The sequence below is a fragment of the Bradyrhizobium sp. USDA 4506 genome (genome assembly GCF_054058795.1).
In genome coordinates this window covers 2663743-2675626 of the sequence record NZ_JBSSBM010000002.1, presented here as the reverse complement: position 1 = coordinate 2675626, position 11884 = coordinate 2663743, and the positions used below count along the sequence as shown (strand labels likewise).

The window sequence follows — 11884 nt, the reverse complement described above, 5'->3', positions numbered from 1 at the left end:
CGGCGCGGGTTATAGACCGGACAGACCCGTCCGATGCACAACGAGATGAATGGGCAAATGGGATTGACGGCAACCAAGGCCAAGGTGGCCAAGCGCGGCGTGATCAAGTCACGCGGCGGCCGGCCGACGCGGGACGCTGCGATCGAGCGCGACCAGCGGCTGATCGAGGTCGCCACCCGCCTGTTCCTCGAGCGCGGCTTCGATGCGACGTCGATCGACGCGGTGGCCGAGGCCGCCCGCGTCAGCAAGCCCACGGTCTATGGTCAGTATGGCGACAAGCGGGGCCTGTTCGCCGCGGTGCTCCGCCGCGAGATCGCCCGCTGGCTTGCCCCGCTCGCCGCCGCGGCGGCCGAAGCGCAGGCCGGCGGCAACTGCGACGGTTCGGTCGAGGAACGGCTGACCGAGCTCGGACGCCAGCTATTGGTGCTGAATTGCAGCGCCGACTCCATCGCTTTCAGCCGGATCCTGACCGCGCAGGCAATTAATTTCCCCGAGGTCGCCAAGCTTGCCGTCGACGAGGGCTGGTCGAAGGCGGTATCCACCACGGCGGATTTCTTCGACCATCTGGTCCACAAAGGCGCCCTCGACCTCGAGGACACCACGATCGCGGCCGAGACATTCCTCAACATGGTGGTCGGCCACACCCACCGGATGGCAACATTCGGAATTCCGATCGACATGAAGACCGCCGAGACCCGGATGGAAGTCTCGATCCGGCTGTTTCTCGCCGGCGCCGTCGGGCCGCAGGACCGGCTTCGCGATGCGGCCAAAGAGGCGATCAAGGAAGCGACGAAGGCGCGCCGCCGCCCGGCCCGCTGACAGTTTTAGGATCGTTGCATCGCCTCACACGTTGTCGTGATGAGCCTTGAAGGAAACAGAACGAAACCGTATTGTTTAGTTGCAATGAGACGCGGAACCCAAGTTCAGCCCCCCAACGGTTTCGTGTCGCCTTGTCACTTCGATCGTCACGACGGAGCTGCCGCCATCGCTCCGTCTGAACGTTCGGCGGCCGACCTCTGACTAACAAAGGTCGGCCGCACTTTCTCTGCCCGGGCGGCGGTTCGACGCGACGGATGCGACCATGACGACGGGACGATTACACGCACTGCGGCATTGGGCATTCGGCACGCGGCTGCTGGCAACCGCGCTCATTGCCCTGCCCTTCGCGACGCCGGCGCACGCGATCACGAGCTCAACGGCTGCAGCGCTTACCCCGCAGGATAACGACACCGCGCTCGATGCGCACACGGTTCGCCGCGAGCTCGACAGCTTCCAGGCGGCCCAGATCTCGCTGCGCAAGGCGATGGCGATTGCGGAGGCGCTGCATTCCGGTTCGATAACCGCCGACATCAGCTTCGACGGCGCGTCGGAGCCTGCGGTCTACCGGGTCAAGACCATGCAGCAGGACCGCATCTGGCGGCACGCCATTGACGCGGCGACCGGCGAAGTGGTGGGTGGCGAGGCCGCCGCGCCGCTGAAGTCGCTCGGCACCGAAGACCGTGACAACCTCGCCGTGCTGAGGGCGCTCCGGCATCGCCTCGCCGACGCCGTGCGGGTGGCCGAGCGCACGACCTCCGGAAAGGCGATCAGCGGTGGCCTGATGCGCGAACGCGGCAAGCTCAATTTCGTTATCGTCGTGCTCGCCGGCAGCGACCTGAAAGAGGTGATCCTCGAACCGCCCGGCGCGCGCAGGCGCTGAGGCCGGCGCGGCACTCGCCAAGTTTTCTCTCGCCAAGTTTTCGCCCAAAAGCCGTTGACGGACGCCGATCTGTCCCGCATAAGTCCGCTCCATGATCACCGCGACCAAACGCACCAGCAAAACCACCAAGCCCTCCGGGGCCTCGGGAGGCGTGCGCGCGTAGTCGGTCGAACCGCATCATCTCTACCCGAAGCCCCGCCTGATGAAGGTCCGGGGCTTTTTTGTTGCCTGAAATACAACTCGAATGGAGGACAAAGTGAGTAACGATCCCGTCGTCGCGATTGTCGGCGTCACCGGTGCCGTCGGCGCCGAATTCATCGCCACCATGGACAAGCGCGGCTTCCGCGTCGGCAAGCTGAAGGCGCTGGCGAGCGCCCGCTCGGCCGGCAAGACCATCAGCTTCCGCGGCAAGCCGATCGTGATCGAGGAACTGACCGAGCGCGCCTTCGAGGGCGTCGACATCGCGCTGTTCTCGGCCGGCAGCGGCATCTCCAGGAAGTTCGCGCCGCTTGCGGTGAAGTCCGGCGCCGTTGTGGTCGACAATTCCTCGGCGTTCCGGATGGATCCGAACGTGCCGCTGGTGATCCCCGAGATCAACGCCAACCGCATCCGCGACCACAAGGGCATCATCGCCAACCCGAACTGCGCCGCCATCACCGCGCTGGTGCCGCTGTGGCCGATCCACCAGAAGAACCGCATCAAGCGCGTGATCATCTCGACCTACCAGGCCGCGAGCGGCGCCGGCGCAGCTGCGATGGAGGAGCTCGTCGAGTCCACCCGCGCCAATCTCAACGGACAGGTCTACACCCCGAAGGTGATGCCGCACCCCTACGCCTTCAACCTGTTCAACCACAACACGGCGATCGATCCGGAGACCGGCTACAACGACGAGGAGACCAAGGTCATCAAGGAGACCCACAAGATCTTCGAGGACGAGAAGATCGCGGTCGGCGTTACCTGCGTGCGGGTGCCGGTGCTGCGCGCGCATTGCGAGTCGATCACCTTCGAATGCGAGAAGCCGATCACCGAGGACCAGGTGCGCGCGATGATGGCGCAGGCGCCGGGCGTCAAGGTCGTCGACGATCGCGCCAAGAACTACTTCCCGATGCCGATCGACGCCTCCGGCCAGGACGACGTGCTGGTCGGCCGCATCCGCAAGGATCTCAGCGACCCCAGCGGTCACTCGATCTCGATGTTCGTCGCGGCCGATCAGTTGCTCAAGGGCGCCGCCCTCAACGCGGTGCAGATCGCCGAGCTGCTGCCCGAACGCGCGATGGCGTGAATGCAAGAACCGTCATCCCCGCGCAATGGCGCAGCCATTGTCGCTGGAGGAGTCCGCGCGGCGGGCGTCTCGAAGGATGCATCGGCCCCAGTCGGGCCGTCGCCCTTCGAGGGCCGCTGAAGAAGCGGCCGCCTCAGGGTGACGGTGAAGCAGCCGTGCTTGCGGAGCTAGCCTCGCGCGCGAAACAGCAAACACGCATCGCCATACGAATAGAACCGGTAGCCGTCCCTGATCGCATGCGCGTAGGCGCCCTGCATCGTCTCGAGGCCGGAGAAGGCCGAGACCAGCATGAACAGCGTCGAGCGCGGCAGATGGAAGTTGGTCAGCAAAATATCGACCGCGCGGAAGCGGTAGCCCGGCGTGATGAAGATCGAGGTTTCCGCCGCAAACGGCTCGATGGTGCCGTCGGCATTGGCGGCGCTTTCCAACAGGCGCAGCGACGTGGTGCCGATCGCGACGATCCGGCCGCCTTTTGCGCGCGCGGCATTCAAGGCGGAAGCGGTCTCGGCGGTGATGCAGCCCCACTCGGCATGCATCTTGTGCTCCGAGGTCTCCTCGGTCTTCACCGGCAGGAAGGTCCCTGCCCCGACATGCAGCGTCAGGCGGTGCAGCTCGACACCGCGGCTCTTCAGCGCGGCCTCCAAGGCCGGCGTGAAATGCAGCCCCGCCGTGGGCGCTGCGACCGCGCCCTCATTGGCGGCGAACATGGTCTGGTAGTCGCTGACGTCCTTCTCGTCAGGCGTGCGCTTGGAAGCGATGTAGGGTGGCAGCGGCGTGGCGCCGACATCGGCGATCGCCTGGTCGAGCACCGGACCATGGAACGAGAATGACAGCGTCACCTCGCCCTCCTGCCCCTTGGCCTCGACCTCTGCATCGAGATTGCCGAGCAGGCACACCCTGCCCTCATTGCCGAAGCGGATGGTGTCGCCGGGGCTGAGCTTCTTCGCCGGCTTCACCAGCGCCTGCCAGCGTGAGCCGTCGAGCCGCTTGATCAAGGTCGCCTCGATCTTCGGTTCGGTGTCGCGCCCGATGCGGCGGCCCTTGAGTTGCGCCGCGATCACCTTGGTGTCGTTGACGACGATCTGATCACCCGGCTCCAGCCACTGCGGCAGGTCGGCGATCGCGGCGTCGCGCAGCACGCCGTCCGGATGCACCACCAGCATCCGCGCGGCATCGCGCGGGTTCGCGGGGCGAAGCGCGATGCTTTCCGGGGGCAGTTCGAAGTCGAAGAGGTCGGTGCGCATGGCGGTGACTAATACTTCAGCGCCGTCATTCCGGGGCACGCGAAGCGTGAACCCGGAATCTCGAGATTCCGGGTTCGATGCTGCGCATCGCCCCGGAATGACGGAGTGTTTGACTTACGCCGCGTCGACGGCCATGCGCGCCTTGACGATCTTGTCCGGATCCTTCACCGGCTCGCCGCGCTTGATCTTGTCGACGTTCTCCATGCCCTCGGTGACCTTGCCCCAGACGGTGTACTGGCCGTTGAGGAACGAGGCGTCGTCGAAGCAGATGAAGAACTGGCTGTCGCCGGAATCCGGATTGGCGGCGCGGGCCATCGAGGCGGTGCCGCGGACATGCGGCTCCTTGTTGAATTCGGCCTTCAGCTTCTTGCCGGAGCCGCCCATGCCGGTGCCCTGCGGGCAGCCGGTCTGCGCCATGAAGCCGTCGATCACGCGGTGGAATACGATGCCGTCATAGAAGCCCTCGCGCACCAACTCCTTGATCCGCGCGACGTGGCCGGGCGCGAGATCCGGACGCATCTCGATCGTGACCGGGCCCTGCGTGGTTTCGAGGATCAGAGTATTTTCGGTAGCAGCCATGCTCGCTTCTCCTGGCTTCGGGGTGGATACTTCTTATTCCTGAACGGGATCGCGAATGGGCGGCCGGCGACTGCGCCGCCCAGGCTCTCGGTAAATGGCAACGGCGTGCAGCGTTGCAACGTCTCCATCACCGCGATCCGGTATGCAATCCGGTCGTTGTCGGTCGCCTCCTGCGATTCATAGCTGATCCTGGGATGCCCGAGGATCGCGCCCTCGCGGTTGAAGCTGACAATGACGGTGATGTCGATCGGGCCGGCCTTGTCTGCCGGCGGCGGCCGCCAGCAGCGGTGGATGGCAAGAACAACGTCCTTGATCGTATTGAGTTGCTCCGGCTCGGCCTGCACCGGTACGGTCAGCGTCAGGCAAACCAGCGGCGCGGCGAACCAGGCGAGTGGTTTGCAGCGCGCCGCCATGCGGATCACTTGATGTCGGATGCGACCTGCACCTTCACCATCTTGTCGGGATCGGTGACGGCTCCGCCAGGAGAGCCCGCAGACGCCTTCTTCAGCTTGTCGACCACGTCCATGCCCTGCACCACCTCGCCGATCACGGTGTACTGGCCGTTCAGGCTCGGTCCGTCGGCGAACATGATGAAGAACTGCGAATTGGCGCTGTCGACGCTGTCGCCGCGCCGGGCCATGCCGACGATGCCGCGCTTGAACGGGACCTGGGAGAATTCCTGCTTCAGGTTCGGATATTTCGAGCCGCCGGTGCCGTTGAAGTTCTGGCCGTCGCCGGTCTGCGCCATGAAGCCGTCCATCACGCGATGGAACGGCACGTTGTTGTAGAAGCCCTCGCGCGCCAGCTGCTTGATGCGCTCGGCATGCTTGGGCGCGATATCGGTGCGCAGCTTGATGACGATGCGGCCCTTGGTGGTGTCGATCACGATCGCATCGGCCTTGTCGAGATTGGCCGGCAGCGGCTGCGCGACCGCGGGCACGACGCAGAGCAGCGCGGCAACGAATGCGAGAATGCGGATCATGGCAACTCCGGAGCTTTAACGTTCGGGGTGTGGCAGGCCGCCGGGATCAGCCGGCGAACTTGGCCTTCAGGCTAGCTGCGACTGATGACGGCACGAATGCAGAGAAGTCGCCGCCCATCTGGGCGATTTGGCGCACCAGTGTGGCGGTGATCGGGCGGACCGCGACCGACGCCGGAACGAACACGGTATGCACCTCGGGCGCCATCGCATCGTTCATACCGGCAAGCTGCATCTCGTAGTCGAGATCGGTGCCGTCGCGCAGGCCGCGAATCATCAGCGTGGCCTTGGCCGCGCGGGCCGCCGCGACCGTGAGATTGTCATAGGTCGCGCTCTCGAAGGCGCAGCCTGCCTGCTGGGCGATGGGGCCGAACACCTCATGGACCATGGCCAGCCGTTCCTCGGTGGAAAACAGCGGCTTCTTGCCGGGATGGACGCCAATGGCGACGATCAGGCGGTCGCAGAGGAAGACGGCCTGTTTCACCACGTCCAGATGGCCGTTGGTGACGGGATCGAAGGAGCCGGGATAGATCGCGATACGGGACATGGTCCCTCCTAACCCGCCCGGCTCTCCCCGGCAAGCCGCCCGGGTTCCATTGCTTGCTCGAAACAAATTTCCAGTCGTCCAGTGAACGAGTCCTGGGATGCCAGCGTCTACGGGGGTGAATGTTTCGTCGGCCGTTGGCGGACGAAACAAAACCGGCCCGCGACGAAACCATTTCCCGCGGTGGCGAAGACACCGGGAAACTTGCTGCCGGTAGACATTGGACAACGAAACGACGGGCCCGGGCGGCCCGATCAACTGGGGACCGTCATGATCAAGGCACTTTCCGCCATCGCTGTTGCCGCGTTCATTGCCGCCGCGCTCACCGTGCTGCCGGGCTTTGCGCCGCAGGTCGAAGCCTCCACCCCGCAGCCGCTGGCCAAGAGCGACCGTCTCGACGTCCACCCGGTCGGCAAGGACTGCTCGCAGCAGGCCTGGCCGAATTTCGAAGCCTCGTGCCTGCGCAGCGCCGGCAACAAGACAGTGGTTCGCGAAGCCCGCCTGGTCACCGCCGACCGTACCCCGTAGCGCGTAGTCGAGCGACGTCCCTCGTCAGCCTGGCGTAAGGTCAGGCCGTCACACAAAACCCAATGGTAATTTGCGACGTCCCGTCGCAGACTATCGTCTAAGGCGCCCGGCCGGATGATCCGACGGGCGCAGCCATCGGGGGATTGCCGTGACGAGTACGCCCGCCATCGTTTCTTCTGGCCACCCCCCGTCCAGTCCGATCCCGGTTGCCGTCACGCTCGGTGCCCTCGGCGTCGTCTATGGCGACATCGGCACCAGCCCCCTCTATGCCCTGAAGGAAGCCGCCAAGGCCGCCACCCATGGCGGTCCGCTCACCGAGAGCGCGGTGCTCGGCGTGGTCTCGCTGATCCTGTGGGCGCTGATCCTCATCATCTCGATCAAATACGCGATGCTGATCCTGCGCGCCGACAACCGCGGCGAAGGCGGCATCGTCGCGCTCTTGGCGCTGCTCTCGGCGCGCAACGCGGCGCCCGGCACCTGGCGCGGCCATCTTCTGGTGGTCGGCCTGATCGGCGCCGCCCTGCTCTACGGCGACGGCGCCATCACGCCGGCCATTTCGGTGCTGTCGGCGATCGAAGGCCTCAAGGTCGACGCGCCCTCGCTGACCCCTGCGGTGGTGCCGATCACCGTCGTGATCCTGATCGGCCTGTTTATGATGCAGAAGCGGGGCACCGGCTTCATCGGGAGGATCTTCGGTCCGGTGATGCTGTTCTGGTTCGCCGTGCTGGCAGCGCTCGGCATTCACGGCATCGTCAAGGCGCCCGGCGTGCTGGTTGCGCTGAGCCCGCTCTATGCATTCGATTTCCTGATCCATCAGGATTTCCACGTCAGCTTCGCCATCCTTGGCGCCGCCTTCCTCGCGGTGACCGGCGGTGAGGCGATGTATGCCGACATGGGGCATTTCGGCCGTTTTCCGATCCGGCTCGCCTGGTTCGCCGTCTGCCTGCCCGCTTTGGTGCTGAACTATTTCGGCCAGGCCGCGCTGTTGATCACCGACCCGACCGCGATCGAAAATCCGTTCTTCCAGTTGTCGCCGGACTGGTCGCATTACCCGCTCGTCCTGCTCGCGACGATCGCCACCGTGATTGCCTCGCAGGCCATCATCTCGGGTGTGTTCTCGCTGACCCAGCAATCGATCCAGCTCGGCTTCCTGCCGCGCATGCACATCGAGCACACCACGAGCGATGCGATCGGGCAGATCTACGTGCCGCTGGTGAACTGGATGCTTGCGGCGGGGACACTCGGCGCGGTGCTCGCCTTCGGCACCTCGGACGCGCTCGCCGGCGCCTACGGCATCGCAGTGTCGCTGTTGATGGCGATCACCACGCTGCTTGCAGCGCTGGTCGCGATCCAGTGGGGCTATTCGCCGATCATCGTGATCGCGGTGAACGGCTTCTTCTTCATCATCGACGCGATCTTCTTTGCGGCGAACTCGACCAAGCTGTTCGAAGGCGGCTGGTTCCCGCTGCTGCTCGCCGCTGCGGTGGCCTTCCTGATGCTGACCTGGCGCGGTGGCGTGAAACTGGTCGAGACGGCGCGCAGCAAGCTGCGTCAGCCGGAAGAAGATCTGATCGAGACCGCGGTCAACAAGTGCCACAGCCGGCTGCCGGGCACCGCCATATTCCTCGCCTCCGCCCCTAACGGCGTGCCGCTTGCCTTGACCCAGTTCGTCAAGCACAACCACGTGCTGCACCAGCGCGTGCTGCTGGTCACCGTACAGATCGAGGAATCCCCCCGCATCTCGGACGAGGATCGCGTTGTGGTTCACGACGTCACCCCGGGCATCATCCGCGTCATCCTGCGTTACGGCTTCATGCAATATCCGACCGTTTACGAAGGGCTAAAGCTCGCCTGTCGTCAGGGCAAACTGCCCGGTCTGCGTCTGACCGATGTGACCTACTACATCGGCCGCGAGACCATCATCCCGCGGGAAGACATTCCGGGCATGTGGGTGTGGCGGGAATCGCTGTTCGCCTTCCTCCAGCGCAACGCCGAGCGGTCGGCGGCGTTCTTCGGCGTGCCGACCGGACAGGTCGTGGAGTTCGGGACGGAGATCGAGATCTAGTCCCACAGCCCGGATGCGGACATGTCAGACGATCCGCCTCTTCAGCTGAAGCCGCGGCTGGCGATTTCGATCGACCAGGCTCAGGCGATCATCGATCGGGTTGCGCCAGGCGCGCGCGTGGCAGGCATCACCGAGCTACGCGGCGGCGAGATCAGCACGATCCTCCAGATCACGCGGGCTGACGCGCCAAGCTGCATCCTCAAGGTCTACCCCGCCCAGCTGCAATGGAAGATGGCGAAGGAGGTCTATGTCCTCGGTCTTCTGCGCGACGCCGGCATTGCCATTCCCCGCATCCTCGTAGCCGACGACAGCCGCGCGCTGATCGACTTCAATTTTGTGCTGATGAGCAAGCTCGACGGCGTCGTGCTCGGCAACCGCGAGGCGGCACTGACGGATCAGGAACTGTTTTCGATCTACGCCGCCATGGGCACGGCGCTCCGCCATATCAATGGCATCACGCTCGACAGCTTCGGCTATATCGGTCCGCACGGCGTCTGGACGTCGCACCCGACCAATCGCGCCTACATGTCCGCGCAGTTCGAGCGGAAGCTGACCGAGTTTTGCACGCGCGGCGGGGACGAAGCGCTGGCCGCGCGGCTGCGGGCCAGCATCCTGGCGCGCAGCGTCCTGCTCGACGCAGCCGACACGCCCCGCCTCTGCCACTATGACTTCCACGCCGGCAACGTGCTGGTGACACCGGAGGGGCAGCCGCGTCTCACCGGCATCGTCGATTTCGAGAATGCCACCGCCGGCGATCCGCTGATGGACATCGCCAAGGCGCTCTATTACTTCACGCCGAGGGACTCGCCGAAGCGCGACGGATTGCTCGCGGGCCACGGCACGAGCGACCGGCCGGACTGGGAGGCCACGATCGCGCTCTACCGGCTGGCCTCGACGCTCGAGCTCTGGTGCTGGTTCGCGCAGATCGGCCGGATGGACGCCCTTCCCGGGCTCACGCGCGAACTGGAAAGCGCCGTCTAGGCCGCGCCCCCACAAACACAGAGCCTGCGGTGCTCCCGATGGCGGCCTCGTCGGCGCCCGCGGGCACAATTCATTCGGGCAATCCCGCCTTCCGAAGCCCCTCGATCAACAGCTGTGCGTTTGGGTACCCGCCCCTGGCGATCATCGCGGATATTGTAAAGGCGGGATCGAGCTGAAGCAGGAGCGCCGCCGCCTCACGCGCCTCCGGATCGCGTCCGAGATGGGCGAACGCGGACGCGAGACAACGGTAAGCCAGCGAATAGGAGGCATTCTGGCGCCGGCATTTGTTGGCTGCGGCAATGGCCTCGTCAAAGCGGCGAAGCTCGATGAAGGCCATCCCCATCCCGACAAGTGTGATGGGTAGCCGCGGGTCTAACGGGCTCAGGCGGATGGCGCGTTCAAAGCTCCGGACCGCTTCTTCCGGAAGCCCCGCAACTCGATAGACACTGCCTCTGGCGGTCCATGCGCGATACGAATTCGGATTAAGAGCGATCGCCCGGTCGGCCAATTCGATCTCACTCTCGCAATCGCCGACCATGTACGCCGAGGTGAGGGAAACCCAGGCCAATGTTTCCGCATCACCATCGTCGATGCTCAATGCCAGGCGAAGCAGCCGAACGGCTTCCTTGCGGTCAAATTGAGGATCGACGGCATGCCCCCAAAGGATGTTCTGCATGTGAGCGAGACCTGCCAGAGCGGCGACAAAACCGAACCGGGGGTCAAGCTCCAAAGCACGATGCGCCAGCCTGATCGCCTCGGCCAACCCGTCGGCGGTCATCAGGTAATGCTGCTGCATGGCGCGGAGATAGAAATCATAGGCGGTGAGGTTCTCCGGTCGCCGTGCCGACAGGCCGATTTCGATCTGCAGCAATTTTGGTTGAATGGCCGAGACGACGGCGACGGTCACTTCGTCCTGGAGAGCGAATATGTCCGTCAGGTCACGCTCGAACCTGTCTGCCCAGATGTGCGTTCCGGTCACCGCATCGATCAACTGCCCGGTGATGCGAACCTTCCCCGCGGCCTTGCGCACAGACCCCTCAAGGACATAGCGGACGCCGAGCCTGCGGCCGACCTCCTTGATATCGACGGCCCGGCCCTTGAAGGTAAAACTCGAATTTCGGGCGATCACGAACAGCCATTTGAAGCGCGACAGCGCCGTGATGATTTCCTCGACCATTCCGTCCGCGAAGTATTCCTGCTCGGGGTCGCCGCTCATATTCTCGAACGGCAGCACGGCGATCGACGGCTTGTCAGGGAGCGCCAGAGCTTGCGCGCTGTCGACCGGCGGCTCGATCGGGGCGCTCGCGGGATGGCCCGCGTTTATCCTCAATCGCCACGCGCGCATCGGCTCAGCAATGTTCTTCAGGTTCTGCGAGCCCATGTCCGCGAACACGGCATCGACCTTGCCGCGGATTTGACGTTGCGCATCGTCCGAGATGCAGATCCCGCCGGGCTCCGCGATCCCTTCAAGGCGGGCGGCGATATTGACGCCGTCTCCAAAGATATCGTTTTCATCGACGATGATGTCGCCGACGTGGATGCCAATGCGGAATTCGATCCGCTTGAGTTGCGGCACCGTGGCATTTCGCTCGGCCATTCCGCGCTGGACCTCAATGGCGCAACGCACCGCATCCACGACACTGCCGAACTCGGCGAGCATGCCGTCGCCCGTGTGCTTGACGACCTTGCCACGGTGTTCGCTGATCTTGGGATCAGCGAGTCCACGCAGACACTCCCTCAGCCGGACGTGTGTCCCTTCCTCGTCCAGGCCGGTCAGCCGACTATATCCGGCCACGTCAGCCGCCAGGATAGCTGCAAGCCGCCGCTCAACGCGATGATCGGTCACAACGGCCTCCCGAAATCGGTAGATCCGCCGGCCCCCATCAAAGCATAGGGCGTTGCCCTTGGGCTAGGGGCGTACGGCATGCCGCCGGATTTTGCGGAGCCTGTCAACGGGGCGCGCATGTTGCGCGCCCGTTGGCT

At 64.8% G+C, this 11884-nt stretch carries 12 protein-coding genes; 6 read left to right on the top strand and 6 right to left on the bottom strand.

Features of this window, described 5'->3' with window-relative positions; translation table 11 throughout:
* Positions 1-57 precede the first annotated feature (57 nt).
* From ACVIHF_RS14705 to ACVIHF_RS14695, 3 genes are all read left to right on the top strand, one after another.
* On the top strand, positions 58-819 hold the full coding sequence (locus ACVIHF_RS14705; protein WP_253608676.1) for a TetR/AcrR family transcriptional regulator: 762 nt from the start codon (positions 58-60) through the stop codon (positions 817-819).
* A gap of 262 nt (positions 820-1081) precedes the next feature.
* Positions 1082-1699 (top strand): PepSY domain-containing protein, encoded by a 618-nt coding sequence (locus ACVIHF_RS14700; RefSeq protein ID WP_057018499.1) that lies wholly within the window; start codon positions 1082-1084, stop codon positions 1697-1699.
* Between the two features lie 244 nt (positions 1700-1943).
* Positions 1944-2981 (top strand): aspartate-semialdehyde dehydrogenase, encoded by a 1038-nt coding sequence (locus ACVIHF_RS14695; RefSeq protein ID WP_057018500.1) that lies wholly within the window; start codon positions 1944-1946, stop codon positions 2979-2981.
* A gap of 167 nt (positions 2982-3148) precedes the next feature.
* On the opposite strand, the gene queA is transcribed toward ACVIHF_RS14695, so the two are convergent.
* The 5 genes from queA to coaD all read right to left on the bottom strand — a co-directional run bounded on the left by queA (position 3149) and on the right by coaD (position 6330).
* The gene (queA, locus tag ACVIHF_RS14690; RefSeq protein ID WP_253608677.1) at positions 3149-4225 is read right to left on the bottom strand and encodes a tRNA preQ1(34) S-adenosylmethionine ribosyltransferase-isomerase QueA; all 1077 of its coding nucleotides are present in this window, start codon (positions 4223-4225) and stop codon (positions 3149-3151) included.
* 114 nt (positions 4226-4339) lie between these two features.
* Positions 4340-4804 (bottom strand): peptidylprolyl isomerase, encoded by a 465-nt coding sequence (locus ACVIHF_RS14685; protein ID WP_028340742.1) that lies wholly within the window; start codon positions 4802-4804, stop codon positions 4340-4342.
* The gene (locus ACVIHF_RS14680; RefSeq protein WP_253608678.1) at positions 4780-5217 is read right to left on the bottom strand and encodes a TonB C-terminal domain-containing protein; all 438 of its coding nucleotides are present in this window, start codon (positions 5215-5217) and stop codon (positions 4780-4782) included. Before ACVIHF_RS14680 ends, ACVIHF_RS14685 begins: the two co-directional genes overlap by 25 nt.
* A gap of 5 nt (positions 5218-5222) precedes the next feature.
* A complete protein-coding gene (locus ACVIHF_RS14675; protein WP_028332096.1) occupies positions 5223-5786 on the bottom strand; it encodes a peptidylprolyl isomerase in 564 nt (187 codons plus the stop codon).
* A gap of 46 nt (positions 5787-5832) precedes the next feature.
* Positions 5833-6330, bottom strand: a complete 498-nt coding sequence (coaD, locus tag ACVIHF_RS14670; RefSeq protein ID WP_076828588.1) for a pantetheine-phosphate adenylyltransferase — start codon at positions 6328-6330, stop codon at positions 5833-5835.
* A 267-nt stretch (positions 6331-6597) separates the two neighbouring features.
* Between coaD and ACVIHF_RS14665 the strand changes: the two genes are divergently transcribed.
* The 3 genes from ACVIHF_RS14665 (at position 6598) to ACVIHF_RS14655 (ending at position 9901) form a co-directional block, all read left to right on the top strand.
* Complete coding sequence (locus ACVIHF_RS14665; RefSeq protein ID WP_028340746.1) at positions 6598-6855, top strand: hypothetical protein; 258 nt, start codon at positions 6598-6600, stop codon at positions 6853-6855.
* A gap of 166 nt (positions 6856-7021) precedes the next feature.
* The gene (locus ACVIHF_RS14660) at positions 7022-8920 is read left to right on the top strand and encodes a potassium transporter Kup (RefSeq protein WP_425249202.1); all 1899 of its coding nucleotides are present in this window, start codon (positions 7022-7024) and stop codon (positions 8918-8920) included.
* 21 nt (positions 8921-8941) lie between these two features.
* Positions 8942-9901 carry a phosphotransferase family protein gene (locus ACVIHF_RS14655; protein WP_456780592.1) on the top strand — a complete coding sequence of 320 codons (960 nt, stop codon included), beginning with the start codon at positions 8942-8944 and terminating at the stop codon, positions 9899-9901.
* Positions 9902-9971: 70 nt separating this feature from the next.
* On the opposite strand, the gene ACVIHF_RS14650 is transcribed toward ACVIHF_RS14655, so the two are convergent.
* On the bottom strand, positions 9972-11747 hold the full coding sequence (locus tag ACVIHF_RS14650; protein ID WP_456780593.1) for an adenylate/guanylate cyclase domain-containing protein: 1776 nt from the start codon (positions 11745-11747) through the stop codon (positions 9972-9974).
* Positions 11748-11884: the final 137 nt, after the last annotated feature.

Coding starts and splice junctions, on each gene's coding strand:
- ACVIHF_RS14705 (WP_253608676.1), top strand. CDS start 58: ATGGGATTGACGGCAACCAAGGCCAAGGTGGCCAAGCGCGGCGTGATC.
- ACVIHF_RS14700 (WP_057018499.1), top strand. CDS start 1,082: ATGACGACGGGACGATTACACGCACTGCGGCATTGGGCATTCGGCACG.
- ACVIHF_RS14695 (WP_057018500.1), top strand. CDS start 1,944: ATGGAGGACAAAGTGAGTAACGATCCCGTCGTCGCGATTGTCGGCGTC.
- queA (WP_253608677.1), bottom strand. CDS start 4,225: ATGCGCACCGACCTCTTCGACTTCGAACTGCCCCCGGAAAGCATCGCG.
- ACVIHF_RS14685 (WP_028340742.1), bottom strand. CDS start 4,804: ATGGCTGCTACCGAAAATACTCTGATCCTCGAAACCACGCAGGGCCCG.
- ACVIHF_RS14680 (WP_253608678.1), bottom strand. CDS start 5,217: ATGGCGGCGCGCTGCAAACCACTCGCCTGGTTCGCCGCGCCGCTGGTT.
- ACVIHF_RS14675 (WP_028332096.1), bottom strand. CDS start 5,786: ATGATCCGCATTCTCGCATTCGTTGCCGCGCTGCTCTGCGTCGTGCCC.
- coaD (WP_076828588.1), bottom strand. CDS start 6,330: ATGTCCCGTATCGCGATCTATCCCGGCTCCTTCGATCCCGTCACCAAC.
- ACVIHF_RS14665 (WP_028340746.1), top strand. CDS start 6,598: ATGATCAAGGCACTTTCCGCCATCGCTGTTGCCGCGTTCATTGCCGCC.
- ACVIHF_RS14655 (WP_456780592.1), top strand. CDS start 8,942: ATGTCAGACGATCCGCCTCTTCAGCTGAAGCCGCGGCTGGCGATTTCG.